A 25,535-nucleotide genomic window follows, 5' to 3' on the forward strand; every position below is an offset into this window, starting at 1 on the left:
CGTTGTCAGTGGTCCCGCCTAGCGTTCCGGACATGACGCGAACCGCACACACCTTCGCCTACGCGGGCTCATCCGCCCTGACCACAGCAGCCGGCACGGGGCGGATCCTGGGCCTGGAGACGGCGGGTGGCATGACGCCGGCCGGGGCCGAGGCCCACCCCCAGTTCTTCTCCGGATTCCTGAACAGCCCCCAGGCCGCCGCCCGCGGCCTGCTCGCCGTCGCCGACGTCGCCGCCGCCCGCTATTACCGGCGAACCCTGCGGGCCTCCCTCGACCCGGTCGTCACCGGCAACGGCGACCGGCTGCGCTTCGAGTCCTTCTCCGGGTGCTGCGGGGTGTACGCCCGGCTCGACGTGCTCCCCGAGGGACTGGGCGGCTCCGACACCGGCCACGGCACCACCAACGTCGACGTCAACAACCCGCTGCGCGAAGCCCTGTCCCGGCTGACCGGCGACGACCCGCTCCACCTGCGCGTCGGCCCCGACGAGCTGACCGTCACCACCCTCGACGGTCCGGTCGTCGAGAAGAAGGTGCCGCTGCCCGACCGCTGGCTCCGCGGTTTCGCCGAATCCCAGGCCGTCACCACCGGCTTCGACCTGCGCGCCGAACTCGGCGCCGCCGAAGCCGTACGCTTCCTGCGCTCGCTCCCGCGCACCCCCTCGGGCCGCGGCGCCGCGAGCGCCGCACTGTGGGTGGTGCCCGCGGGCCGTACGCTGCGCCCCACCACCCGCCCCGTGCCCGGGGCGGTCTGCCTGCCCGGACCCGACCGGCTGGCCGCACTCCAGCGGGTCCTGCGCAACGCGACCGGCCTGCGCGTGTACGGTCCCCCGGCCGACGGCGCCGCGCCCACCGCGTCCGCCTGGGAGATCGGCCTCCCCGGCATGCGGCTCACGCTCACCCTCTCCCCCGAGCCCGACCGCGGGTTCTCCGGCGAGGGCGGCGTCCTGGAGGCCCTCGCCACCGACACGGCGGCCGAGGACGCAGACCTCATCTCCGTACTGCTGGCCTGGGAGCCGCGCATCGACCCGGCCGACCTCGCCGCGCAGTCCGGGCTCCCCGTGGAGCGCGTACGGGCCGCCCTCACGCATCTCGGCACGGCCGGCCGCGTCGGCTACGACCTCGCCGAAGCCTCCTACTTCCACCGTGAACTGCCCTACGACGCCCTCCGCGCCGAACGCCACAACCCGCGCCTGGTCGCCGCCCGCGCCCTGCTCGCGGAGGGCGCGGTCACCCTGGACCACGACGGCGGGACCGCCGTCGTCGCCTCCGGGGACCGGCGCTACCAGGTGCGGGCATCCGGCGGCGCCCTCAGCTGCACCTGCCAGTGGTGGGCCGACTACCGGGGCCGCCGCGGCCCCTGCAAGCACGCCCTCGCCACCCGCATGGCCCGCCGGGCCGCCACATCCGCCGACGCCCCGCACACCGCCACCCCCGCCGGAGCCGCACGATGAACGCCACCGCCCAGCAGACGACCTCGGCCGCGCCGCAGCCGGATGCTCCCGTGCAGGAGGTCCTCGCCGCCGTCCGCACCGGACGCACCGCCCGCCTGCCCGGACTGCTGAGGCCCCTGGACCGGGCGCAGCGCACGGTCCTGCTCGCCGAGCTGAAGGTGCTGCGGGCCGGCCTGCGTTCCCGGGGCTGGGCGAACTGGCAGGAGCGGGACCTCGTGAACCCGGCCCTGGTCGTCGCGGGCGCCGGGTGCACCACCGGCGCGGCCGCCGCGGCCTCCTGGATCGCCGCGCGTGACCTGCGCCGTTGGCGGCCGCTCCCGGCCGCCGTCCTGCTCGACGTCCTGTCCGACCGGGAGCCGCGGTGGCTCGGCGACCTCGCCCACCGGCTCGCCGCCCGGGCCGCGACGGCCGAGCAGGACTACCCGCTGATCCGCATGCTCGTCGGCATCGCCGGGTGCGCGATGCCGGCCGGCGACGGCTGCCTGGAGGGCTGGGCCGCGTCCCTGTCCGTCCAGCACACCTCGCTCGTCGACGCCCTGCGCCAAGACCCGTACACCGCTGAACTGGTCCCGCGCCTCTTCGAGACCGCCGAGCCGGTCGCCTCGTTCAGCTGGTCGGGCGACGCCTCCGGCCGGTACCACTGGCCGACCGCGCTCGCCGCCGTCGCCGCGGAGGGGCTGGTCGACCGCGCCGCCCTCCTGGACGGGTGCACGGCCCGCCTGCTGCGCGGCGGAACGGCCCCCCACCTCAAGCCGTACCTCGCGATCCTGCAGGCCATGGACCTGACCGCCGAGGAGGAGCGGGAGCGTGCCGCGGACTGGATCGCGCTGGCCGCCGATGCCCCGGCCGCCGTCGCAGGGCACGCCCAGCAGGTCCTGGCCCGGCTCGCCGCGGCCGGCGGCCTCGCCGCCCGTCTGCTCGCCGAGATGTCCCTGACCGTCCTCTTCCGCCCGGAGAAGAAGCTGGTCCGCGCCCAACTGGTGCTGCTCGGGCGGGAGCTGGTGCGCGATCCGGACGCCGCCCCCGACCTGCTGCCTGTGCTCGGCGAGGCCTTCGGGCACACCGACACCGACATCCAGGAACGGGCCCTGAAGCTCGCCGCCGTCCATCTGGTCGCCGCCCCGGACGTGCGCGCCGAACTCGCCGAACGCGCACACCTGCTGAGCCCCCTGCACCGGGCGCGGGCCGTGGAGGTCCTCGGCCCGGACGCCGCCCCCGTCGACGACGACCTCCCCTACCGGGAGATCCTTCCGCCGCCCCCGGCCCAGGTCCCGCTCGCGCCCGCCCCGGAGAGCGTCGAGGAGACCGTGGAGCTCGTCGCCGCCGTGCTCAACTCCCGCACCGCGAGCGTCGAGGAGTTCGAACGCGCCCTGGACGGCCTCGTCCGGCACACCCGCCGGGACCGGGCGGCCCTCGCGGCCGCGCTGCGTCCCGCCCTGGCCGGCCGCTGGTGGCTCGACCCCGAACAGTCCCGCTACTACACCACCGAACTGGCCGGTATCGAAGGGGTGGCCGCCGCCGTCCTGGACGCACGCCCGGGCGAGCCGCCCCACCCGCCGCAGCCCGCGCTCGCGTCCTGGCGCAGCGAGTGCCACCACCCCGCGTTCCACGTGGCCGCCCATGCCCGGCTGGCCGAGGCAGCCCGGCACGTCACGGACCGGCCGCTGCCCTTCCTGCTCGCCTTCCCCACCCACACGAACGGTTCCCTGGACCCGCACACCCTGGTCGAGCGCCTCGCCACGTACGCACGGCTCGGAGAGAACCCGGGGCCGGCGGACTTCGCTCAGGCCCTGCTGCGGACCCGCCGCGAGCCCGCGGCCGTCGCCGCGGCGGCCGCGCTGGGCACGCCCGAAGGGGACCGGCTGGCGGCCTGGCTCGGCGAGGCGGGCCTGCCCGCCACCGTCACCCGCCGCACTGCGCCGGCCGTGACCCGCCACTACGACACGTGGCCGGAGCACCTCGTCCTGGACACCGGGGAGCGTCCCGCCGTCCTACGGGGGTTCCCCGAGCCGTTCCGTGAGCTGGGGAAGGCCCGTACGGCTGCCGGGCGCTGCTGGGACGGCGAGGGCGACGGCGAATCCGCCCTGGTCTGCGCCCTTCCCCAGGACCGGGAGACCCTGGCCGCGTGGTCGCTGCCCGTCGTCACCGCCTGCGCCCTCCGCGAAGGCCGGGGCGGGACCGCCGTGCTGCCCCTGCTCGCGGCCGCCGGGGGCCCGGCCGGCCCGGCGCTCCACCTCGCTCTCGCCACCGGACTCGGCGCCCGGCACGCCGAGGACCGGCTGAGGGCGGTCGATGCGCTCCTGACCCTCGCCGCACGCGGCGAACTGGACTCCGTACGCCTCGGCTCCGACATCGGGGAGCAGCTGGCCCTGGGCACGGTCAAGTCCAACCGGCTCGCCGACTCGCTGCGCACCGCCGCCGCGACCGGTGCCTGCACGACGACCTGGTCCGTCCTGGCGGCCACCCTGCCGACCCTGCTCACCGGACCGGCCGATCCCCGGGGCGCCGGCGAGCTGCTCGAGATGGCGGCCGACTGCGTGGAACGGTCCGGGGCAGCCGCTCCGTACCCGGACGGCCTGGCCGCCGTGGCGGCCCGCGGCGGGCGCTCGCGTCTGGTCACCCAGGCCGTCCGCCTGGGCAAGGCCCTCGACCGCAACCGGGAGTCGACGGGCGCATGAACCGGGAGGTCTGCGGCCTGCTCACGGCCACGCGGGTCGGCGGCGGAGGCTGCCGTCCGGCCCACACTCAGGCCGGCCACCACGGCAACCGTCGGGTGGTCATCCGTAGGCAACACCCGGGGAGGGCGCCGGTGCGGCGGCGGGGGACAGCGCCGCCCGGACGATGCGCAGGGCCTCGTCGGGGCCGATGCCGGCGCGGGCGATGACGGCGGCGTACTCGGTGGCGGCGCGGTGTGCCTGTTCGCGTCCGTTCTCGCCGGCCGCGGACACGAAGGAGCCTGCTGCCCGGCGGGTTTCGATCAGTCCTGCCTCTTCCAGCTCCCGGTAGGCCCGGCCGACGGTGTTGGCGGCCAGGCCGAGGTCCGCTGCCAGGCGGCGGATCGTCGGCAGCCGGGTGCCCACCGCGAGCGTGTGGTCCTGGATCTGCCGGGCGAGCTGGGCACGGAGCTGTTCGAACGGTGGGACGGGTGAGTCCGAGTCGATGACGATCACGGCTCACCCACCCGCCGCGGCGGTCCGGGCCGCCGTGCCGCTCGTCGCGGTCCACAGCGTGATCAGGGCGAGCGTGACGGCGCCGAGGGCGATGAAGACGAACCAGGCGATGTTCCACCAGCCGGGGTGGGCCTCGATCACCGAAGCGGTCGGCAGGCACCACACCACGGTGGGCGCGGCGATCTCCCGGGCGTCCTCGATCCGCATGAGGGCATCGGCGGTCAGTGAGGCCTCGTCGTCGGCCACGGCCGGGTGTGTCAGCACGTGGCGCAGCTGGACCAGCATGACGGCCGCCGCCCCGCACAGTCCGATGAGCAGGACGGCCCCCGCGTAGCGGGCGCCGGGTTCCCCGACGGTCAGGGCGCCGAGGGCGAGCGCCGTCGCGGCCGCGAAGGTGGCGACCGCGAGGGCGGCCCGGGGCAGGCCGATCACGGTGCGCCAGCCGAGGCGGACGGGGCGGGCCGCCCTCCGCGGCAAAGCCGCGCCGGCCTGACGGTCGATGCGCCGTACGCGTCGGTCCAGCAGCGCCTGGGCGAGCACGAGGGCCGTCACGACCGCCGCCAGGAGCAGCAGTGACCCGTACCGGTCGGGGTCGGAGGCGCCGGCCGTGTCTCCGGCAGGGCGGTTGAGGGCGTAGATGAGGGCGGCCACCACGATGAACGCGGCCAGCAGGACGTGACCGGCCAGGCGGGAGCTCTGCCGGGCGGCCAGGCGCCGCCCCAGCAGGGCCGTCGGCGGGACGTCCGACAGGCGGTGCCCGGCCAGCCAGAGGCGGGCCCGCTCGAAATCGGCCGGACGCGCGGGCAGGTCGTCCTTCGGAGGTTCGGTCGGCATGACGCCCCTTGTCTCAAGTCTTGTCTCAACAGACTGCGTCAAGGCTTGGGACAAGTCAATGAGTGCGCGGGCCGGCCGCGGCCCGTTCCTGCTCGGCGGGTGCCGCCCCGCTCAGGCGTCGCCGGTCGGCAACCAGCAGCCGTGCAGGCCGAGCGGGACCCGGACCGGGATGCGGGCGCGGGCCACGGGGCCCGAGGCCGGGTCCTCGGCCGGGACGACCAGGAACCAGGCGGATCCGTCGGTGCGGTCGGTGGCGAAGGTCAGCCAGTAGCCGCGCTCCTCGGATTCCCGTCCCGGCACCGGCGCGAAGACCGGCTCCCCGACGGACAGGTCCCCGGCGTCCCAGACGCGGGCGGTCCCGGTCTCGGTGTCGTGGAAGCGCACGGCGTCGTACTCGCCGGGCAGCAGGTCCGTCCGGCCTGTCTCGGTGGCCAGCGCGGCGTAGCGGTGGCGCCGGCCGATGCGCCGGTCGTCGATGCGGGGGAACTCCACCCGGGCGTCGTCGAGCAGGGTCCGGGCCATGCTGCCCGCGACCGGGTCGATGCGCGCCCGTACGAGCCCGCCGCTCGCGGGGGCCGCTCCGGGCTCCGGATCTGAGCCGACGGTCAGCCGGCTCCACTGCACGTAGTCCAGGACCACCGGGGCGTCCGGGCCGGGTCCGTCGTCGTACGCGTTCACCGTGTGCCAGAGCCAGAACGCCTCGTCGGCGGCCCAGCGCGGCGGTGCGCCGTCGCGCGGGACGAGGACCACCCTGGTGCCGCGCTCGGGCCGCCAGGCGAGGAACGAGCCGCCCGCCATGGCCGCGGCGAGGTCGAAGAAGGCGGGCGCGAGGACGATGACCGCGTAGCGCTCGGTCAGGGCCATGTCGTGGATCATCATCGGCTCGTCCACACCGTCGACGGGCGCGGGACCGCGCGTGACCACGCCGTCACGGCCGATGACCGACCAGGTCAGGTACGGCGGCTCCAGGCCGTAGCAGAAGACGACCATCTCGCCGGTGACCGGATCGATCTTGGGGTGGGCGGTGATGCCGGCCGGCAGGGTGCCGTCGAAGTCCTCACGGCCGAGCGTCTCCAGACCCGCGCCGATCCGGTAGGGGCACGCGGATTCGGCGAGCGCCAGGAGCCGGCCCCCGTGCCGCACGACGTTGATGTCGGGCATCTCCCGGAAGGTGCCCGCGAGCTCGGGTCCGACTTCCTCGGCATCCGGCATGATCATCGACTCCAAGCCGCCCCACAGGGCCCGGCCGGCCCGTTCCTCGGCCCGTAGCGCGGGGGTGCGCACGAAGCGGTTGCGGTAGCGGGCGCGGCCCTGCGAGAGCCAGACCCCGTGCAGCATGCCGTCGCCGTCGATGGGGTACAGGTACGAGCCGACCGGGGTGAAGCGGGGATTGGGTCCGTTGCGCAGGTACAGCCCGTCCAGGTCCGTCGGGATCTCGCCGGTCACTTCCAGGTCGGCGACGTCGACCTCCTCGCTCACCGGCGCGAACGAGCCCAGCAGGTGGGGTACCCGGGTGGGGTCGAAGCGGGGCGGCGTGTGCGTGTTCACGGGACCTCCCGGGGCGTGCTGGTCGCGGTCTCCCGAGTCCTTCCAGTGAAACGCGGCGCCCGGGACGGTGCCACGCGTACGGCACCGCCATGCCGCCGCGGCGGCCGGGTCGAGGGCTCGTGCGCGCAGGACGGGGGCGGGGCGGGTGCCGTCCCGGGCCGAGTGCCGTCCCGGGCGGGGCCGGGACGGCACTCGGCCGGCGCGGTCCCGGCGGACCGCACGGCAGGACAGACGTCGGAGCGGGACTACGGGGCTTCCAGCTGAGCCTTGCTGTGGGCGTAGAGGACGCGCTCGCACACGAGGCCCAGGCACTTCGCCGACCCGCCGTCCTCGACGGCCTCGGCGTTCACCGCCGGACCGTAGTGCTCGGAGACCGACCACAGACGCTGCGCGCCGCGTTCGTAGTAGAGGTCCTCGGCGCCCGTGGCGGTCTTGATCGCGCTGCCGTTGGACACCAGCTCGCCGTTGCTCCACTTGTATCGCCAGAGGTTGCCCGGGGCGTTGTGACCGGCGCTCTGGTTGACGTACAGGTTGTCACCGATCGCCAGCGCACCCTGAGCTCCGCCGTTCGTCATCGGCAGGTAGTTGGCCCAGCCTTCGGCCGCCACTTCGCCGGAACGGTTCTCCAGGGCCTTGACGGGGAACGAGGCGATCCGGCCCGGCGACGGGTAGCCGCTCTCCGGACGGCAGTACTCGCCCATGATCAGCCGGTCGGGGTTCTTGCTGCGGTCGAGCGACAGGTAGGACGCCTTCGGGGCGCCGGTGCTGACGCACTTGAACGAGCCCGAGGGGTTGGACTGCGTGGCCTTGAACTTCCAGGCCGCCACCTGAGGCATCACGTAGCGGTAGCCGAAGCTGTACCAGACGTTGTTGTGGCGCCCGACCTTGGTCTTGTCCTCGACGTCGGACGTGGTCTTCACCCCGTCGGTGTCCGCGCCCATCTCGTCACCGGCCTTGGAGTCCCCGTTGGGATCCAGGTCCATGATCTTCTCCATGTCGAAGATCCGGATGCCGTTCCGGGTGTCGGCGACATAGAGGTAGTGGCCGTACCAGACCATGCCGCCTGCGTGCAGGCCGTTCTGCATGTCCTCGTCCGGGTCGGGAACCGTCGAGCCCTCGGCGGAGTGCACTCCGTCGAAGGACACGTGGCCGGAGTTGTTCGTGTACGCCCAGCCCAGCAGCACGTGCCGGTACTTCACCGTGCCGTCGGCGCGGCGCTGCACGAAGGAGATCCGCACGCCCTTCTGGTTGCAGGCGTCGTTGGCCTTCAACTCGTCGGGGTTGCAGTCGCCGACGTCGTTGCCGTTGCTGTCGCGGCCCGGGTCCCAGTTGTCGTAGGACGCGTAGAGCTGGATGTTCGTGTCGTTGCCGACGCCGTACTGCTCGTCTTCCGCGGCGTCCGAGACGCCGGTCATGGCCTGCGGGATCCACTCGCGCGAGGTCGAGTCGGCGTTGTCCAGGCACCACTTGAGGGCCGGAGCGGGCGCCGTGCCGAACGGGTCGCGGGTGCACGAGGCGGTATTGACGGTGCGGTTGGCATCGGCGAGGAGCTTCGACACGCCCGACTTGGGCAGTACGCCGTCGAGGCGGGCGACGCGTTCGGCAGTCGTCCCGTTCATCGAGCCGGCCTGCAGGGTGAAGTCCGCGGGATTCGCCTTGCCGCCGGGGCTGGTCCACGCCCTGGTGCCGAGGGGCGCCGCACCGCTCACCGTCACCTGCGGATCCTGGTGCCACGATTCGGGCAGCGGCGCAGGGGTCTCCTCGGAGTGGGCCGGGGCCGACAGGCCGGTCAGTGCCAGCGTGACTGCGGTGGTGACCGTCAGCCACCCCCGCCGTATTCGGATCCGGGACGGGCGCCGGGACATGCGTGGGGACATGCGTATTGCCTCCGTTGTTGCTGCTGCGCCAGCTGATGCTGCGACAGCTGAATCGAACGAAGGTTTTCAGGACGCCTCCGCCGAAGGCAAGATGACGGCGAGTCAGTCACGCGCGGCACGAACGGGATGGGGGCCGTTGGCCCGGAATTTCCCATTCCGGGCCAATGGCGCGGCCGGCCCGGCCACGGGACATCGCACTGCGGGCCGTGGCGGGGACCCCGTCAGCCGGCGCTGATCGCCGTCAAATGCGCGGAACCGTCGGGGAGCGCGCTGATGCGGACCTGCCCTGCGGGGAAGGCGTCCCTGCCGTTGGGGCCGGGGACCTGGGCGAACGGTGTCCAGGAGCCGTCGGGCCGCCTGACGTTGTGCCAGATCCTTCCGTCGAGGCCGACCGCCACGACCTGCGCGGAGCCGTCGGGGGTTCCCGCGATGCCGATGGCGCTTGCGCCCATGGTGGCGGTGCTCACGCCCCTCGGCGGCTGGAATCCGGTCCAGGAGCCGTCGGGGCGACGCTGCTGGTGATAGACCATCCCGTCCAGCCCGATCGCGAGCACCTGGCAGGAGCCGTCGGGCAGGCCGGTGATCGCGAGGGCGGGCCCGGAGAACGTCGCCGCGCCGTTGTGGCCGGCCATGCGCACCCAGCCGGTCCACGTCCCGTCGCGGCGGCGCAGGCCGTGGTACATGGCGCCGTCCGTGCCGTAACTGAGCAGTGCTGCCGCCCCGTCGGCCATGGCGGCGATCGACACCTTGGTCGCGCCCCAGCGGCTGTTCGGGGTGAGGCCCTGCAGGGCGCGGAATCCGGCCAGCGCGCCGTCGGCGCGCCGCTGCTGGTGGTAGGCGGTACCGTCCATCGCCGTCACCACGAGCTGGCAGGTTCCGTCGGGGAAGGCGGCGATGTCCGCCTCCCGTACGGTGAACCCGGCCGCGCCGTCGGGTCCGGGGACCCGCGTCCAGGGCTGGAGCACGGCCGCGCCCCGTACGAGGGTCGTCCACAGGCCGTTGTCGGGCGCGATGCCCAGAATGACGACGGAGCCGTCCGGCAGACCTGCCGAGGCGCTCTGGATGCCCGTGAACGAGCCGGTGGCGGCGGTGGCCCCGGGGAGCGGGCGCATGCTGCTCCACGAGCCGTCGCGGCGGCGCTCGGTGTGGAAGAGCGCGCGCCGTTCGACGTCGTACGGGGGCAGTTGCGCCGAGTGGAACCACACCGGGTTGGTGAGGGCGACGAGTTGGTCGAGCGTGGTGGAGGCGGGCTTGAGGCGTCGCACCTCGGCACGGGCGAAGAGGGAGGCCTTGCCCCAGCCGCGCCAGCGCAGTCGGCCGTTGCCGCCGGGGCCTATGCAGGTGGCGGCCATGATGCCCCATTCGGTGTACAGCGTGGCGACGCTGTCGGGCGCGCCCGTGACATCGAGGGTCACGTCGACGGTGTCGAAGAACGACAGCGGCAGCTCCTCGCCGGGTCCCGCGACGGCTGCTCCGGCGCGGGCCGTGAAGTCCACGGTGACGGCGGCGGACTCGACCGCGTAGGAGCGGCCCGTGCGCAGCGCGTCCAGCACGGCGGGGGTGGAGAGGCTTTCGGCACGCACCACGTTGTGGGGGCGGCCGACGGCGTCCGCGGGGCTGTGGGCGTCGCTGTTGCCGACGGCGGCGATCCGCTTGCCGAGGCAGAGCAGGACGTGCCAGGCGGCGATGTTGGCCGCGTCGTCCAGGGTCCACGGCCCGTTCCACACCTCCAGCGCGTCCACGCGGTCGAGACCGAACTCCCAGAAGGAGCCCGGCGCGGGGGTGAGCGGGTGGGCGGCGATGGTCAGGCCGCCGAGACTGTGCACGCGCCGGGTGTGGCTCTCGAAGACCCCCTGGTCGGCGGGGCCGTAGCGCCAGTCCACCCATTCGCCCTGGGGCAGGCCGACGGCGAGCCAGTGACCGTGGCGGGTGGTGACCTCCTCGGCGTTGATGACGAGGAGGTCGGTCGGCACGTTCTTGTTCCATGTCACGCCGGTGGCACTGGTGTTGTGGTCGGAGGTGGCGATGAAGTGCATGCCCTCCTGGCGGGCCGCCGCCACGATCTCGTCCACCGTGCGCTGCCCGTCGGAGTGGACGCTGTGCAGGTGCAGGTCGCCGCGGTACCAGCCGGGCCCGCGGCCGGCCACCGCGGCCGGGAGGATGTCGTACGGCGTCGTGGGCAGGGGGCTGCCGTGATGCAGCGTGACGTCGACCTGCCAGGCCATGCCCGCGGCGCTCTGGACCATCGGGCCCAGGATGACGGACCAGCGGCCGGGCCCGACCGGACCGGGCACGTACCCGGGGGTGGCGTCGGCCGCGGAGAGCGTGAATCCGGTGCGCGCGCCGCCCGACCAGCCGCGGAAGCGGGCGGCGTCGAAGATGCCGAGGTCGAGGATGCCGGCGGCTGCGTCGTGGGAGGCGGATACGGAGATCCGCTGCACCCCGGCGGGGACGTCGAAGGGCACGTACGCCCACTGGTCCATGCCGTACGGGGCGTGGCCGCGGTAGGTGGTGGTCACCGTGCCGGCGGCGCGGCTGGTCGTCGCGGCGTGCGTGAGCGGTGCGGGCACCAGGGCGGCGGCTCCGCCCGCGGCGAGCAGGGCCCCTAAGCGGAGCAGGGACCGGCGCTCGACTCCTGGGCCGGGGCCAGGGTCGGGATCGGGATCGGGGTCGGGGTCTGCGTTCGGTATGGGTTCGTTCGGCACAACCGTGTTCTCCGTTCAGGTCGGGTGCAGGAGCGTGTGCACGTACGGGGGCTGAGCGGCGCATGTCGACGACTGTTCGTTCGAACGAACAGTAGGTAGCCGTCCGTTGCGTGTCCACACCCCCGACGCTGCCGACGGGTACGGTCGCCCGCCCCTCGGGCCGCGACCCCCGGCGGGACAGGTACACCGTCGGCTGGGGCAGAATGCCGTCATGCCCCATGCTTCCGACACCCGCCAGAGCATCATCGACGCCGTACTGCGGATCATCGGGCAGGACGGCATCGCCGCCGTCACCAATCGTCGGATCGCCAAGGAGGCCGGGGTCTCGCTGGGTTCCGTCACCTACCACTTCGCCACCCAGCACGAGCTGCTGCGCGAAAGCCTCCTGCACTTCGTGGCCGAGGAGACGCTGCACTTCACGACTCTGGCCGAGGACTGTGCGGACGACCGCTTCGACCTCGGCGAGGCCGCTGCCGTGGTCGCCCAAGTCGCGGGCGGCACCGCCTTCGACAGCCGCCACATCGCGCCCTTCGAGCTGTACGTGCAGGCGGGGCGCGACGAGCGGCTGCGCACCGCCGCCACCGAGTGTTTCGCCGCGTACGACCTGCTGGCCACCCGTGTCCTGACGCGGCTCGGAGTACCGGACCCGGAGCGGCTGGCCGGGGTCGCCGTCGCGCTGGTCTTCGGCCAGCAGCTGCGCCGCCTGGCCACCGGTGCTCCCGCGGAGGACCTCGTCGACACCCTGCTGGTGCTCACGGCCCTCGCCCCGCCGCAGGCACCGTAGGCAACCCGCCACCGGAGTGCCCGGTCTGCCCGCAGGACACGCGCCTGCCTGGACTTGTTCCGGGACACGCGCCGCGGGCCATGGTGACTGCCTGGCCTAGCGTCGGCCAGGTTCGGCGGCATCCCGTTCGCGCCGGAAGCGGACGATGTCCGCCACCAGTTCCCCGATGAAGTCGCGGGTCGCGGCGGGATCAGAGAAGGGGGCCTCCCGTCGGTCGTCGGACGGTACCGGCGGGAGCAATGCGCGGGCGGGACTCGACGGATGCGTCGACGGCTCTGGGTCGGCGCCGTGGAGGACGAGCATGTCGGCGATGAAGCAGGTGACGGCTCCGACGGCGTTGCGGCCGATCCACACCGGGTAGCTTCCGTCCCCGAAGCCGCTCAGGAACGCGATCAGGTTGGTGCGGCTCGCCGGATCGGTGACCACGACGGAATCGGCCCCCTCGTCGAACCCGGCCGGTTCCTGTTCGTAGAGCTTACGGAGCGGGTCCCGGCCCGAGGCGTCCATGAAGCAGGCCGTGCCCGTGTCGACACCGAAGCCGTAGAACTCCCCGGTGCCCAGCAGCCGGCCGTCCTGCCCCGGCCTCAGCGCCAGTTCCCAGCCGACGGTCGGCTCGTCGAGGATCCGGACCATCGCGGCCGGGGTCTCGCCCTGCCAGTCCTCGCCCTCCCAGCACATCGTGGAGACGAGGACGGGGTAGTCACCGGGCGGCACCCCGACGGTGAAGGCCAGGTCCCGGCTGCTGACGGTGCTGGGGTCCGCTGCGAGCAGCGAACCGCTGGGAAGGCTGAGCAGGCCCGCCGACACGGGTTCGCCGATCACCGCGCTGCGGTCCTCGCCGCACCGCATGCGGGTGCCCGCGGCGAAGAGCAGTTCCACGGGCCCGGGCTGCAACGGCCTCGGAGCCGACCAGGAAGCTGCCGCGCCGGCGTCCACGGGTCCCGGCCCGTCCCCGCTCGGCCGTACCGGCACCGAAGCGACCGGGCTCCCGGCCGCGTCGAACATCCGCGCGTCCACGTAGGTCGTCCACGCACCGAACTCCGCCTTGGCCACCGTGCGGTGCTCGACCGGGACGTCCGCTCCGATCTGCAACGAACCGCCTGCGTGCAGGGTTCGGCGGCCGCTCCCGTCCGGGCGCACCTTCAGCTCGAACCGCACCGAGCGCCGCGGGAACTCGGGATCACTGTCGGAGGTGTACCCCCACTGCTGGTAGCGGGCCATGTGCAGTCGTCCCGGCTCCAGCTGACGGTACTCGTACTCCACCGAGCGCCGTCCGTGGGCGTCGAAGAGGAACAGCCCGAGGTACGCGCGGCGCCAGTCCACCTGGAAAAGGGCCTTCGGCCGGCCCCGGTGGGAGAGGAGCACCGCGTAGGGTTCGCCCTGCTCGTCCCGGCGGCGGGCCTCGCTCTCGGCCAGCGGAGCGGCGGCCGCCCGCACGACCGGGTACCAGCCCTCGCAGTACAGCACCTCCACGACCTCGACGGTCCCCGCGCCCTCGGCTGCCATGCCCATCCCTGCCCCGCCCCATCCGGTCTCTCCCGATCTCCGCGTGAGGGTAGCCACCGCCACCGACAACGGACTGGCCGGGCTGGCCGGGCTGGCCGGGCTGGCCGGGCTGGCCGGGCGAAGATGAGGGCTCATCGATCACGAGCGCCGGGAAGACCCCGTCGCCGGCGGCAGGAGGACACCGTGCCCACAGCACAGGACTGGATCGACGCCCTCGGCCTGGAAGCCCATGTCGAGGGCGGGTACTTCCGGCGGACCTTCCAAGCGGACCACCGCCCCCTGACCCGGACCCCCTACGGCGACCGCTACACCCTTACCTCCATCCACTACCTGCTCACCCACTGGTCCCCGGTCGGGCACTGGCACCTGAACCGCTCCGACATCCTGCACTTCCACCACCACGGCGAACCGGTGACCTACCACCTGCTCCACCCCGACGGCCATCACTCCACCGCCGTCCTCGGGCAGGATCCAGGCCAGGGACAACTCCTCACCCTCGCCGTGCCGGGAGGCGTCTGGAAGGCCTCCCACCTCACCACCGGAGACCACGCCCTCATCAGCGAAGCGGTCGCGCCCGGATTCGACTACACCGACATGACCCTCGGCCGACCCGACGAACTCATGACGCTCTTCCCCGCCCACGCAGAGCTCGTCCGACGCTATTGCCGCCCCACCTGATCCCACCGGCGCGGGCGCCCACATCCTCCCGATCGCAGGGCGCCGCACGCGCCCGTCCGGGCCTACTCGGTCACGTGTCCGCGGCCGTCGCGCGGGCCGCCGCTGCCGCTGCCCGCCTTGCGGGCCGCCAAGGCGGAGTCCGCCGGCCGGGCGAGCGGGCCGAGGTCGTAGGCGTAGCGGCCGACCGCGTCGGCGATGACGTCGATGTTGACGTCGAGCGCCCGCACGTCGATGTTGGTGAAGTCATCGCCGGCCGTGTGGTGGTTCACGTCGTACGCGACACCCGCCTGACCGCCGAACGTGGCGGCCTGGGCCTCGGTCTTGATGCCCTCGGCGCCGGTGAAGGTGCCGCCGGACGGGATGCCGGCCGCGATGAACGGCGCGTAGTCCGAGAGGCCGGTGAAGTCGGTGCCCTCGTGCGGGATGCCCTTCGAGTCGAGGAAGTCCGTGATGCCCTTCTCCAGCTGGGCCGATCCCTCGGGTCCGGGGCCGGCGCCGACGCCGTCCGAGTCGTCGCCGTCGTGGACGAAGTAGGCGGCGTTCGGGGAGCCGATCGTGTCGAAGTTCAGGTAGAGCCTGATCTGCTTCCTCTGCTCTTCCGTCAGCGAGGCGAGGTACGCCTGCGAGCCCAGCACACCGAACTCCTCGGCCGACCACCAGGCGAACGCGACCTTGTTCCTGACCTTGTCCTGGGACTTGGCCAGCTTGACCGCGACCTGGAGGATGCCGGCCGAGCCGGAGCCGTTGTCGTTGATGCCCGGGCCGTTGTGCAGCGAGTCCAGGTGGGCGCCGAGGAACACGGTGTCGGCCGCGTCGCCGCCGCGGGTCTGCGCCACCACGTTGAAGGTCCTGCGCATCTCGCGCAGCTCGTGGATGTCGAGAGTGACCGTCACCGGGCCCGCGGCGGCCTCGGCGGCCAGCGCCTCGCCGTCCTCCTGGCTGATGCCGCCGGTGGGGATCCTCGCGAGGGCCGCGTCGCCGATCGTGCCGTTGATCTTGCCCGTGGTGTTGTTGTACACGACGGCGCCGAGCGCGCCCGCCGCGTGGGCATGGGCCTGCTTGGCCGCGAAGCTGCAGCCCCCGCGCTTGATGAGGGCGATCTTGCCGGTGAAGGCTCCCGCGGCGAAGTCGGCGGGCTCGCAGCCGTGGGTGTTGTCGGCGTCGACGGGGACGACGGCCACGTCCGCCGTGACACCGCCCTCGGGGCCCTTGGCGGTGTACGCCATCAGCTGGAGCGTGATGTCGCGCGGCGCGGGCGAGAGCACGGTGAGGGTCTCGGCGAGATCCTCGGTGTAGACGAAGTCGAACGCCTGGCGGGAGACCTCGTAGCCGGCTGCCTTGAGCACCCCTTCCACATAGGCGGCCGACTGTTCGTGGCCCTTGGAACTGGCCACCCGGGTACCGCCGTTGTAGTCGGCGATCGCCTGGAAGGTCCTCAGGTGGCGTAAGGCGTCCTTGGCCGTGGACTCCTTGACGAGCGTCCGGGCCAGTGCTTCGCCCCGGCCGGCCCTGCCCGTCCCGTCGGCTTCCGCGGTGGCCGGTCCGGCGAGGAGCAGGGGGGAAACGAGTGCGGCGGCGGCCAGGACGGCGGTCGCCGCCGCGGTACGACGTGCGGACATGGAGGCCCTCTCACGGGAGGTCGATGATCGGTCGACGGTCAGGGAGAACATGCTCGGCGGGGGGGAGGTCGAGGCACGCTAACCCTGGGGCGGCCCCCTGCCAAGGAGAAGACTCGAGCCGGCTCCGGCACCCGGATATTTGGCCGAGTTTGATCGGGAGCGTGAGGAGAAACCCACTATCGGTGCATAATTCACCTATTTGACTTCTAAGTTGGCCTGTTCAGGCCCCATGACACTCCCCTTTGATCCCGTATCCATGACATGAGCGCCGGTGAGTCCTACCGCGTGCCGACCGACAGGACAGCGCGCCCGAGGGCGCCGGTAGCGCGGGGGTGGCAGATCAGTGCTGGCCAGAACGGCAAGATCCTCGGAAGACCCTGCTTTACCCGGCGGTCCGGGGCCCGCTCCCGGCCTGCCGGCCGCGGCCTGGGACCCGGAGAGCGGACCAAGGGCGACGGACAGACCGACGGAAAGACCGACGGACAGACCGACGTACCGGATCCTGGGGACCCTGGAGGTCCGCCGGGCGGGGGTGATCTGCACGCCCACCTCTCTCAAGCGGCGCGCCCTGCTCACCCTGCTGCTGCTCCACGCCAACCGGCGCTTCCCGATCTGCACGCTGATCGGCGAGCTCTGGGACGGCCGACCGCCCCCTTCGGCCGTGGCCACCGTGCAGATGTACGTATCGGGACTGCGCCGGGTCCTGGACCCCGGGCACAGCCGCGCAGGCGGCGACGCGCGCCGGCATCCGCTGCTGCTCACCGACGGCAACGGCTACCTGCTGCGCGTCCGGCCGGGCGAGCTGGACCTCGACCGGTTCCGCACGACGGCCGGGCTCGGCCGGGAGCTGAGGGCCGCGGGAGACTGCGCCGCCGCGGCCAGATCGTTTCATCAGGCCCTGGCCCTCTGGCGGGGCACCCCTCCCGGAGACCTCGGGCAGTCGTGCCTTCCCGCGCACTACACGGTGCGGCTGGAAGAGGAACGGCTGGCCCTGGTGCACGACCGGATCGGCGCGGACATCTGCAGCGGCAGAGCGCGCGAGGTCGTCGGCGAACTCGAGGAACTCTGCGCACGCCACGCGCTGCGCGAGGACTTCCACGAACAGCTGATGCTCGCCCTGGCCGCGGCAGGGCGCAGCGCCGAAGCCCTGAACGCCTATGCCCGCGCCCGGCGCACCCTGGTGGAGAACACGGGCGTCGAACCGGGACCGGGCCTGCGCTCCGCTCAGCAGGCCCTGTTGAGCGGAGCCCGGCCGGACAACGCCAGGCACGACAGGTGTCGCCCCGCGCGCGTGCTCCGGGAAGCCGCGCTCGACGGCTGACGGGCCTGCACGCTGCGAAGTCCGTGCCCGGGCTGCGGACCCCGGGCACGGCTGGTCAACGGGCCGGGGGGACACCGCGCGCGCGTTCGGCCGCGTGCAGGCAGCTCTCCCGGCGGCTCCGCGCCTCGGGGTCGTCGGTGACGGCCAGGACCGCGTCGAAGTCGGTCACGGCCTGCGCGAAGTTGCCCGCCGCCTCGTGCACCACGCCCCGGTTGAACCGGAACTCGGGCCTGCCGTCGAGGTCCACCGCACGGTCGAAATCGGCCAGCGCCGCGGCCAGGTCGCCCTCCAGGTAGGTGAGTTCGGCCTTGATCGCCCATGCCTCCGCCAGCTGGGGGTCCAGGCGCAGTGCCTCGGCCAGGGACTCGTGCGCCTCCGCCGTACGGCCTTCCTCGCCCCAGAGCCGTCCCTGCAGGCAGAGCAGGTGCGGGTGTTGCGGGTCGAGCTTCAGGCCGGCCGTCACGTCGTCCAGTGCGGCCTTGTCGTCCCCCTGGTCGGCGAGCAGCCCCGCACGCGCGAGCAGCGCCTCCAGATTGCCGGGCTCCAGCTCCAGGGTCCGGTCGAAGTCCGCCCGCGCTCCTTCGGTGTCGCCGAGTTCCAGCCGGGCCTCGCCGCGGTTGTAGTGCGCCTCGGGGAAGGGCGGCTCCAGGGCCAGCGCCCTCTCGTAGTCCGCGATGGCCTCTTCGATGCGGCCCAGTCGGCGCAGCATGCTGCCCCGGTTGAAGTAGTGGTCCGCGAAGTCGCTGTCCGCGTCGATGATCGAGGCGTAGTCGGCGAGCGCGTCCTCCAGCCGGCCGCTCATGCCGTTCACCTGCGCCCGGTTGTAGCGCAGGCCCACGCGGTGCCAGGTCCGTTCGCCGATGCCCAGTTCGCGGTCCAGCCTCTCGATTCCCTCGTCGAGCAGCCGCAAGGCCTCGTCGGGCCGTCCGGCCCTGACCTCCACCAGGGCGAGTCCGTTGCGGTTGAACACCGAGTAGAAGGCCCGCTCCTTGGGGTCGGGCAGCAGGTCCGAGATCGCGATGGCCTGGTTGACGTACGCCCTGGCCCGCCGGTCGTCGCGCAGCTCGGGCGGGAAGTGGCGGGCGTAGAGCATGCCCGTCTCGTAGGCCAGGCTCATGTGGTGCTTGGGCGCGGTGGTCGCCGTCCGCGCCTCCTCCTGCACCGCGGCCGATTCCTCGGGCCGCCCCGCGGCGGCCAGGCACACGCCCGTCTCGCGGATGAAGGGCCACCACAGTTCGGGGCGCGCGACGGGATCCACCCGGTGACGGCCCTCCTCGCCCATCTCGGCCGCGGCGTGGTAGAAGCCGAAGTATTTGCAGCGGCTCTGCGCCCACCTCAGGGCGTCGAGGCCGGCGCCGTCGCAGTCGCTGCCGCGCAGCAGGTGGTACGGCAGCGCGCCCAGCTTCAGCGACGGTTCCTCCTGCGCCGTGGAGGCCAGCGCCTCGGCCCTGCGGTCGTGCAGGGCGGTGCGCTCCTCGTCGGTGATCGCCCCGTACGCGGCGGTCAGCGCGGGGTCGTCGTCGACGCAGTCCCCCTCCACGTACCGGGTGGCGGCCTGGAGCAGGGTCTCCGCCCGGCCTTCCGCGCCGTCCGGACCGGGGCCGGCCGCGGTGTCCGGGCGGTGGATACGGGTGGTCCGCGTCGCGAGTTCCACGGGGAGGGAGACAGAGACCATGCCGGGCGGGTCGGCGAGGGCGTCCGTGTCGGTGCAGACCACGAGGGTGAGCACCTGTGCGGGGATGCGCCGGAGCGCTGCGGCGAGGAATTCACGGTCGGTGACGTCCGCGTGGTGGACGTTCTCCACGACGAGGGTGCGCGGACCGTCCGCGCCGCTCCCGGCCCCGGTCAGCGCGGCCAGCAGGAAGTCCACGAGGCCGTGCGCGACCCGTAGCGAGTGCAGCCGGGCCGGGTACCTGGTCGCCTCCCCCGGTGCCTTTGCGTTCAGCTCCAGGGCCCTGACCTTGGGCGGCACCAGGGGCAACAGCTCCGGTGTGCTCTCCTGGAGTTCGATGTAGTGGCGGGCGGCCAGCTCCGGCTGCCGGCCCAGCGCCCCGGGGGCCACCTGCCGCAGCAGCGTGCCGGCCGCGGTGTAGGGGCCCCGTAGGCGCCGGTGTGCGTCCACCACGGTGAGCGGGGAAGGCAGTCCGAGGCCGGCGCGCAGCCGGTCGCGCTCGCGGCGCCGGGGCGCCGATATCCAGTAGTGGCCGGTCATGAACCTGCCTTTCGCAAGGGGCAGACGGGGTGATCCGTCAGTCGATGACGTGGTGGGTCCGGGACCGTCGGGCGCGCAGGCGTTCCCTGGCGGCGATCCAGACGGTGAGGGCGATCTGGGCGAAGGTCAGGAAGAGGAAGGCCGAGGAGTCCAGGAGCTCGGTCCAGCTCGATTGCTGCCCGGCGCCGAAGCGGTCGATGGCGCCGGAGACCATCTGGACGAGGACCGGGGCGAGCGCGAGCACGAACGTGCCGAGGCTGACGGTGTATCCGGCCACGATCAGCCAGGAGTACCAGCCTGCCGCCCGGCGGTCCACCGGGTGCCACTGGGACTCGTCCGCCAGCTTGTCGGTCCGCCCGCGCAGCCGCAGGAACCGGTTGCGCAGCAGGCGGACGGAGGTGGTGTGCAGGTCGACGCATCCGAGCATGGTGGTGATCAGCACGTAGACGTCGGTGCGCAGGTAGAGGAAGAACTGCCACAGCAGGCGCAACAGGGCCGCGAAGGCCAGCCCGAGGCAGACCCGGCTGGTGACGGTTTCGGCCCCGCCGGGACCGCGGGAGGCGTCCGCGACCGTGATGAGCAGACCGAGGAGAACGCAGTCGGCGACCATTCCGGCCACGATCGGCAGGTAGCGCTTCCTGCGCTCGACGGCGACGAGGCCGTCCAGCGCCGTCTCGACCACCAGGAAGTAGAAGCGGTACGACAGCCGGGTCCGTGAGCGGACGCCGAGGCGTCGTGCGGCGAGGGCGTGGAAGGCCTCGTGGACCGCGATGAGGGGGACGGCGGCCACCAGCAGCACGAGGCTGACCACCGCGTAGTAGTCACTGAACAGCAGGTCTTCGGCCGTCGGTACGAGGTCCGGCGAGAGGATCATGCGCAGCAGTGCCCATGCCACGACGAGGGCGTAGCAGACCCAGGCGAGCGGAGAGAACAGCGCCCGGCCGAGCCTCTGCCAGCGCACCGGCTCCGCCGCCGCCGGCTCCTCGTCGGCCTCGCGGACGAAGCCCAGCTCGCGCAGGGCTCCGATGATGTCCTCGACGTCGACCTGCTCGCCGTACTCGGCGGCGTACCAGTGCGAGGCCTGCGCCGGTGTGGCTCCCTCCGCCAGGCGGCGCACCAGGTGGGCCCCGTCGGGCGGGAAGATCCCGTAGGAGTCCGTGTCGGGCCGCCCGATGGTGACTTCGTCGCCGTCCTCCAGATAGACCAGTGGATGGAACGGCAGGGGCGTGTCGGCAGTGCTGCGGATGCCGTGCTCCGGCATGGGCTCTCCCTCGGCTTCCGGTCCGGACCCGGCACGGGCGGGTCACCACCCGCTTCCCGGGAGGCGCCGTCGTGCCGGGAGGGCAGCCTGAGTCGCCTCGGGCTGCCGCCGGCACGACGGCGCCGTGGCTCCGGCGCGCTAGTGGCCGGAGCTCATCTGATCCGGGATCAGTTGGGGTTCGTGTACACGCTGCAAGCCGAGGACGTCAGGCGGACCGGACCGGCCTTGCGTACCTGGATCTTCTTCATCAGGACACCTCCTTCACCAGTGGGTGATGCGGACGCGCTCATCCTGGCGAGGGCCGCCATCGTTTCCCCAGAAGGCCGCCAAACCCTCTCCACTTGACCTCAACCAGGCTTTGGGATGTTGAGTGGCCGGTGTCGGCGAAGGCGTCGCCCCGGAGGGGATCCGGTGAGGAACATCCGGTCTGTCGGACCGGGAACGGAAAGAGGTGCGGCCATGACGAACGAGATCCTGGTGGTGGGGGCCATCTCGGCGGAGGTACAGGCAGCGGTGACGGGGGTGGTGAAGGACCTGGAGAGGGCGTTCAACGCCCATGACGCCCTGGCCCTGGGCGAGCAGTTCGCCCTGGAGGCGTCCTGGACCAATGCCATGGGTACGCGTCTGGACGGGCGCGAGGCGATCACCGAGTTCAGCGGGCCCGCACTGAAGGGCTTCCTGCGCGACTCGTACGCGCGCTACGACGTCGTCAAGCTCCTTGAGATCGTGCCGGGAGTCATCGCGGCGAACGTCCATCAGACACCCACGGACAGCTCGGGCAACCCTGTCGAAGGCGCTCGGGGCGTGACGAGCTACGTGATCGCGGAGCAGCCGGACGGCTGGAAGATCGTGGTCGGTCAGAACTCCGCCGTCAACGCTCCGCCCGCGGGCTGACCCCCGCACGACAACCCGCGTGCGCGGCCGGCGATTTCGCCGGCCGCGCAGTCGTGCCGCAGCTCCACGTCGGTGACGGGTGGACGTACCCGCCTGCCGGACCCCGGTGAACTCGGGGGCAGAGGGCCCTCTCATCTCGCTCCGAGTCGGCGGAATCGGTCGCCGCGCGCCTCGTTCACCATGACGGTCCATCCGTCCGGCTCGGCGCCCGGCCGGACCAGCGACCTCGCCCCACGTCCCTGTGGCGGGCGTCGTCGGGCGCGGGGACCGATGCGAGCAGACGCATCAGGGCGTTGGTCGTTTCGGCCGCCGCGCCGCCCCTCCATGGCCTGTACTCGCCTCGCTCCCGGGCCACTTGGTCGTGGTTCACGTCGAGTCCCCCAGTGCCGGTCGCGTCGCCGGCCGTGATCCGTGCAGCAGCCGAACGGCCTCGATCCCGGCCAGGCAGGACGGCTCGAAGCCCGAGATCCCCATGCGCATGGGACGCGAGTCTTCCGCACGTCGGCCCGGCCGGCCAACCGGCCAACCCGCTGCCGACGGTTCCGCCCACGTGGCGCAATACCACCGAAGCGGTCTGCAAACACCTCGGCGGGCAAGATCACCGCATCGGGGGAATGGCGACGGATTGCGGGTGTTGATCGCATCCGGCGGCGGCTAACGTGCTCCTGGATCTGGACGGATTGCCCGGATTTCTGCCCTCACCCCCATACCCCTGGTGACGGGACACGTGCGCCTGGTCACCGCCCTTGCGAAGGAGATTCCCCCCGATGAGCGTTGAGACCAGCCCGGAAACCCAGCTGGAGCCGCCCAAGCAGTCCAGCCTGGGTACGGCGGCCGCGCGCAACCTTGCCACCACGACCAAGTCCGCCCCGCAGATGCAGGAGATCACCTCCCGCTGGCTGCTGCGGATGCTCCCCTGGGTGGAGACCAAGGGCGGCACCTACCGGGTGAACCGTCGGCTGAGCTACACCGTCGGCGACGGCCGCATCGAGTTCGTCCAGGACGGCGGCAACGTCCGGGTGATCCCCCGCGAACTCGGCGAACTGGCCCTGCTGAAAGGCTTCGACGACGTCGACGTACTGACCGCGGTCGCCGACCGGTGCGTCCAGCGCGACTTCCGTGCCGGCGAGGTGCTGGCCGAGCGGGGTACCTCCGCGGAGCAGGTCCACCTGATCGCCCACGGCCGGGTGCGTCAGACCTCCGTCGGCAAGTACGGGGACGAGGTGGCCGTCGCGGTACTGGCCGACGGCGACCAGTTCGGTGAGAACGCCCTGCTGGACGCCGACGCCACGTGGGACTGGACGGTCACGGCCGAGACCCCGGGCACCCTGCTCACCCTCTCCCGCTCCGACTTCGCCGCCGTGCAGTCCGTCGCGCCGGGCCTTCAGGACCACATCCGGCGGTTCAGCACGCTTCCCCTGCAGCGGCAGAACAAGCACGGCGAGGCCGAGATCGCGATGTCGGCCGGCCACACCGGCGAGGCCGATCTGCCCGGCGCCTTCGTCGACTACGAACTCAACCCGCGCGAGTACGAACTCTCCATCGCGCAGACCGTGCTGCGGGTCCACACGCGGGTCGCCGACCTCTACAACGAGCCGATGAACCAGACCGAGGAACAGCTCCGGCTCACCATCGAGGCCCTGCGCGAGCGCCAGGAGCACGAGCTGATCAACAACCGGGAGTTCGGTCTGCTCCACAACGCAGACTTCAAGCAGCGGATCCAGACCCACTCCGGACCCGCCACTCCGGACGACCTCGACGAGCTGCTCTGCCGCCGCCGCGGTTCCAAGTTCTTCCTCGCCCACCCGAGGACGATCGCGGCGCTCGGACGGGAGTTCAACGCCCGGGGGCTCTACCCGGACCACGTCGATCTCGGCGGACAGCAGGTTCCGGCCTGGCGCGGGGTCCCGATCCTGCCCTGCAGCAAGATCCCCATCACCAAGGAGAACACCAGCTCGATCCTCTGCATGCGAACCGGCGAGGACAACCAGGGTGTCATCGGCCTGCGCCAGACCGGGCTGCCGGAGGAGTACGAGCCGGGCCTGTCGGTGCGCTTCATGGGCATCGACGAACGGTCGATCATCTCCTACCTGGTCACCACCTACTACTCGGCCGCCATCCTCGTGCCCGACGCCCTCGGCGTGCTGGAGAACGTGCAGATCGCGCGCACGCGCGGCTAGCAGCCGCGGCTGAAGGACCGGCCAGAGGTCCCCGTGGGCCTCGCCGCCCGGGCCTCCCGGACCCGGCCGGACGTGCCCGGTTCCCCGGCAGCCCACCCACCTCACCAAGGAGTTACGGATGCCCGACCCCGGGCTTTCCCCTCTGCAGTCGAGCCTGCCCGCCGCTTCGGCGCACTTCGGCGCCCACGTCCTCGCAGGTGCCCACTCCCATGCCCGCACCACTGACGGCGTCGGCTCGCCGCCCGCTCTTCCCGCTCTTCCCGCTGTTCCAGGTCGGCCTTCCGTCCCCGGTCCCGCCGTGGGGCACGTACCCGCCGAAGTACCGGTGCCCGCAGACCCCGGCGTGGACGTCCACGCAGATGCAGATGCAGAAGTACCGGCGGCGGACACCCGTGCATCCGCCCTGAAACGGATCCTGCGCGGCCCGAGCGGGATCGGCACCGCAGGCCTGTACCTGACCCGGCACCCGGAACCCGTCGCGCCTGCGGTCCCTGCGCCCGAACCCGAACCGGTGGCGGGAAATCCCATCCCGGGCCTCTACTACCACCCGGTCGCGGAGCCCGATCCGGCGCGGGTGGAGGAGGTCAGCCGCAGGATCAAGGCCTGGGCCTTGGACGAGGTCGAGCTCTACCCCGAGGACTGGGAGGACCAGTTCGACGGCTTCTCCGTCGGGCGCTACATGGTCGCCTGCCACCCGGACGCCCCCACCATCGAACACCTGATGCTCGCCACGCGCCTTATGGTCGCCGAGAACGCGGTCGACGACTGCTACTGCGAGGACCACGGCGGCTCTCCGATCGGCCTCGGCGGTCGGCTCCTGCTCGCCCACACCGCTCTCGACCCCCTCCACACGACGAAGGAGTACCAGCCGCAGTGGGCGGAGTCCCTCCGCGCGGACGCACCGCGGCGCGCCTACAGCTCCGCCATGCAGTACTTCCTCCGGCAGGTCACGCCCTCCCAAGCCGACCGTTTCCGGCACGACATGGCCCGGCTGCACCTGGGCTACCTCGCCGAGGCCGCCTGGGCTCAGACGGACCACGTGCCCGAGGTGTGGGAGTACCTGGCGATGCGGCAGTTCAACAACTTCCGCCCCTGCCCCACCATCACCGACAGCGTCGGCGGCTACGAACTCCCGGCGGACCTCCACGCGCAGCCCGAAATGCAGCGGGTCATCGCGCTCGCCGGGAACGCCACCACCATCGTCAACGACCTCTACTCCTACACCAAGGAACTCGCCGGCCCCGGCCGGCACCTGAACCTGCCCGTGGTCATCGCCGACCGTGAAGACCTCCCGGTCCGTGATGCCTACCTCAAGGCGGTCGAGGTCCACAACGACCTCATGCACGGCTTCGAGGCGGCAGCAGCCGAACTGGCCGCCACCCTCCCCGCCCCGAGCGTGCTGCGCTTCCTGCGGGGCGTGGCCGCGTGGGTCGACGGCAACCACTACTGGCACCAGACCAACACCTATCGATACAGCCTGCCCGACTTCTGGTAA

The 25,535-nt window shown here is 72.5% G+C and carries 17 protein-coding genes; 8 read left to right on the plus strand and 9 right to left on the minus strand.

What is annotated here, in order from left to right:
• Window positions 1-32 precede the first annotated feature (32 nt).
• Both IO30_RS0120760 and IO30_RS0120765 read left to right on the plus strand, forming a co-directional pair.
• Entirely contained in the window at window positions 33-1,451 is a 1,419-nt protein-coding gene (locus IO30_RS0120760; RefSeq protein WP_051902453.1) for an SWIM zinc finger family protein, read from the plus strand.
• Window positions 1,448-4,129 carry a DUF7824 domain-containing protein gene (locus tag IO30_RS0120765; protein ID WP_051902455.1) on the plus strand — a complete coding sequence of 894 codons (2,682 nt, stop codon included), beginning with the start codon at window positions 1,448-1,450 and terminating at the stop codon, window positions 4,127-4,129. Before IO30_RS0120760 ends, IO30_RS0120765 begins: the two co-directional genes overlap by 4 nt.
• 99 nt (window positions 4,130-4,228) lie before the next feature.
• On the opposite strand, the gene IO30_RS0120770 is transcribed toward IO30_RS0120765, so the two are convergent.
• The 5 genes from IO30_RS0120770 to IO30_RS42080 form a co-directional block, all read right to left on the minus strand.
• On the minus strand, window positions 4,229-4,621 hold the full coding sequence (locus IO30_RS0120770) for a GntR family transcriptional regulator (RefSeq protein WP_031145036.1): 393 nt from the start codon (window positions 4,619-4,621) through the stop codon (window positions 4,229-4,231).
• A 3-nt stretch (window positions 4,622-4,624) separates the two neighbouring features.
• Window positions 4,625-5,455 (minus strand): hypothetical protein, encoded by an 831-nt coding sequence (locus IO30_RS0120775; RefSeq protein WP_051902457.1) that lies wholly within the window; start codon window positions 5,453-5,455, stop codon window positions 4,625-4,627.
• 111 nt (window positions 5,456-5,566) lie between these two features.
• Window positions 5,567-7,003, minus strand: coding sequence for a carotenoid oxygenase family protein (locus IO30_RS0120780; protein WP_031145038.1), 1,437 nt, complete (start codon window positions 7,001-7,003; stop codon window positions 5,567-5,569).
• Window positions 7,004-7,248: 245 nt separating this feature from the next.
• The gene (locus IO30_RS0120785) at window positions 7,249-8,880 is read right to left on the minus strand and encodes a hypothetical protein (RefSeq protein WP_237403257.1); all 1,632 of its coding nucleotides are present in this window, start codon (window positions 8,878-8,880) and stop codon (window positions 7,249-7,251) included.
• Between the two features lie 221 nt (window positions 8,881-9,101).
• Complete coding sequence (locus tag IO30_RS42080; protein WP_157853347.1) at window positions 9,102-11,585, minus strand: CehA/McbA family metallohydrolase; 2,484 nt, start codon at window positions 11,583-11,585, stop codon at window positions 9,102-9,104.
• 211 nt (window positions 11,586-11,796) lie between these two features.
• Between IO30_RS42080 and IO30_RS0120795 the strand changes: the two genes are divergently transcribed.
• Entirely contained in the window at window positions 11,797-12,369 is a 573-nt protein-coding gene (locus IO30_RS0120795) for a TetR/AcrR family transcriptional regulator (RefSeq protein WP_031145041.1), read from the plus strand.
• 96 nt (window positions 12,370-12,465) lie between these two features.
• On the opposite strand, the gene IO30_RS0120800 is transcribed toward IO30_RS0120795, so the two are convergent.
• Window positions 12,466-13,875 carry a DUF4241 domain-containing protein gene (locus IO30_RS0120800; RefSeq protein ID WP_157853348.1) on the minus strand — a complete coding sequence of 470 codons (1,410 nt, stop codon included), beginning with the start codon at window positions 13,873-13,875 and terminating at the stop codon, window positions 12,466-12,468.
• A gap of 183 nt (window positions 13,876-14,058) precedes the next feature.
• Between IO30_RS0120800 and IO30_RS0120805 the strand changes: the two genes are divergently transcribed.
• The gene (locus tag IO30_RS0120805; protein WP_031145043.1) at window positions 14,059-14,553 is read left to right on the plus strand and encodes a cupin domain-containing protein; all 495 of its coding nucleotides are present in this window, start codon (window positions 14,059-14,061) and stop codon (window positions 14,551-14,553) included.
• Window positions 14,554-14,615: 62 nt separating this feature from the next.
• Here IO30_RS0120805 and IO30_RS0120810 read toward each other — a convergent pair whose 3' ends face one another.
• The gene (locus IO30_RS0120810; RefSeq protein ID WP_031145044.1) at window positions 14,616-16,172 is read right to left on the minus strand and encodes a M28 family peptidase; all 1,557 of its coding nucleotides are present in this window, start codon (window positions 16,170-16,172) and stop codon (window positions 14,616-14,618) included.
• A gap of 532 nt (window positions 16,173-16,704) precedes the next feature.
• Here IO30_RS0120810 and IO30_RS0120820 point away from each other — a divergent pair.
• Window positions 16,705-17,493 carry an AfsR/SARP family transcriptional regulator gene (locus tag IO30_RS0120820; protein ID WP_051902461.1) on the plus strand — a complete coding sequence of 263 codons (789 nt, stop codon included), beginning with the start codon at window positions 16,705-16,707 and terminating at the stop codon, window positions 17,491-17,493.
• Window positions 17,494-17,548: 55 nt separating this feature from the next.
• Here IO30_RS0120820 and IO30_RS0120825 read toward each other — a convergent pair whose 3' ends face one another.
• Together IO30_RS0120825 and IO30_RS0120830 are read right to left on the minus strand one after the other, a co-directional pair.
• The gene (locus IO30_RS0120825) at window positions 17,549-19,705 is read right to left on the minus strand and encodes a tetratricopeptide repeat protein (protein ID WP_031145046.1); all 2,157 of its coding nucleotides are present in this window, start codon (window positions 19,703-19,705) and stop codon (window positions 17,549-17,551) included.
• A 37-nt stretch (window positions 19,706-19,742) separates the two neighbouring features.
• Window positions 19,743-20,966 (minus strand): hypothetical protein, encoded by a 1,224-nt coding sequence (locus IO30_RS0120830; RefSeq protein WP_031145047.1) that lies wholly within the window; start codon window positions 20,964-20,966, stop codon window positions 19,743-19,745.
• A gap of 459 nt (window positions 20,967-21,425) precedes the next feature.
• Between IO30_RS0120830 and IO30_RS0120840 the strand changes: the two genes are divergently transcribed.
• The 3 genes from IO30_RS0120840 to IO30_RS0120850 all read left to right on the plus strand — a co-directional run bounded on the left by IO30_RS0120840 (window position 21,426) and on the right by IO30_RS0120850 (window position 25,535).
• On the plus strand, window positions 21,426-21,860 hold the full coding sequence (locus tag IO30_RS0120840; protein WP_031145048.1) for an SgcJ/EcaC family oxidoreductase: 435 nt from the start codon (window positions 21,426-21,428) through the stop codon (window positions 21,858-21,860).
• A 767-nt stretch (window positions 21,861-22,627) separates the two neighbouring features.
• Window positions 22,628-24,040 (plus strand): family 2B encapsulin nanocompartment shell protein, encoded by a 1,413-nt coding sequence (locus IO30_RS0120845; protein ID WP_031145049.1) that lies wholly within the window; start codon window positions 22,628-22,630, stop codon window positions 24,038-24,040.
• A 118-nt stretch (window positions 24,041-24,158) separates the two neighbouring features.
• Window positions 24,159-25,535, plus strand: a complete 1,377-nt coding sequence (locus IO30_RS0120850; protein ID WP_031145050.1) for a family 2 encapsulin nanocompartment cargo protein terpene cyclase — start codon at window positions 24,159-24,161, stop codon at window positions 25,533-25,535.

Source organism: Streptomyces xanthophaeus (assembly GCF_000725805.1).
Lineage (GTDB): Bacteria > Actinomycetota > Actinomycetes > Streptomycetales > Streptomycetaceae > Streptomyces > Streptomyces xanthophaeus.

What these genes read in the sequence shown, in the direction of transcription:
- IO30_RS0120765 (WP_051902455.1), top strand. Translation starts at nt 1,448, where the DNA reads ATGAACGCCACCGCCCAGCAGACGACCTCGGCCGCGCCGCAGCCGGAT.
- IO30_RS0120830 (WP_031145047.1), bottom strand. Translation starts at nt 20,966, where the DNA reads ATGCCGGAGCACGGCATCCGCAGCACTGCCGACACGCCCCTGCCGTTC.
- IO30_RS0120795 (WP_031145041.1), top strand. Translation starts at nt 11,797, where the DNA reads ATGCCCCATGCTTCCGACACCCGCCAGAGCATCATCGACGCCGTACTG.
- IO30_RS0120800 (WP_157853348.1), bottom strand. Translation starts at nt 13,875, where the DNA reads ATGGCAGCCGAGGGCGCGGGGACCGTCGAGGTCGTGGAGGTGCTGTAC.
- IO30_RS0120760 (WP_051902453.1), top strand. Translation starts at nt 33, where the DNA reads ATGACGCGAACCGCACACACCTTCGCCTACGCGGGCTCATCCGCCCTG.
- IO30_RS0120840 (WP_031145048.1), top strand. Translation starts at nt 21,426, where the DNA reads ATGACGAACGAGATCCTGGTGGTGGGGGCCATCTCGGCGGAGGTACAG.
- IO30_RS0120850 (WP_031145050.1), top strand. Translation starts at nt 24,159, where the DNA reads ATGCCCGACCCCGGGCTTTCCCCTCTGCAGTCGAGCCTGCCCGCCGCT.
- IO30_RS0120775 (WP_051902457.1), bottom strand. Translation starts at nt 5,455, where the DNA reads ATGCCGACCGAACCTCCGAAGGACGACCTGCCCGCGCGTCCGGCCGAT.
- IO30_RS0120785 (WP_237403257.1), bottom strand. Translation starts at nt 8,880, where the DNA reads ATGTCCCCACGCATGTCCCGGCGCCCGTCCCGGATCCGAATACGGCGG.
- IO30_RS0120845 (WP_031145049.1), top strand. Translation starts at nt 22,628, where the DNA reads ATGAGCGTTGAGACCAGCCCGGAAACCCAGCTGGAGCCGCCCAAGCAG.
- IO30_RS0120825 (WP_031145046.1), bottom strand. Translation starts at nt 19,705, where the DNA reads ATGACCGGCCACTACTGGATATCGGCGCCCCGGCGCCGCGAGCGCGAC.
- IO30_RS0120810 (WP_031145044.1), bottom strand. Translation starts at nt 16,172, where the DNA reads ATGTCCGCACGTCGTACCGCGGCGGCGACCGCCGTCCTGGCCGCCGCC.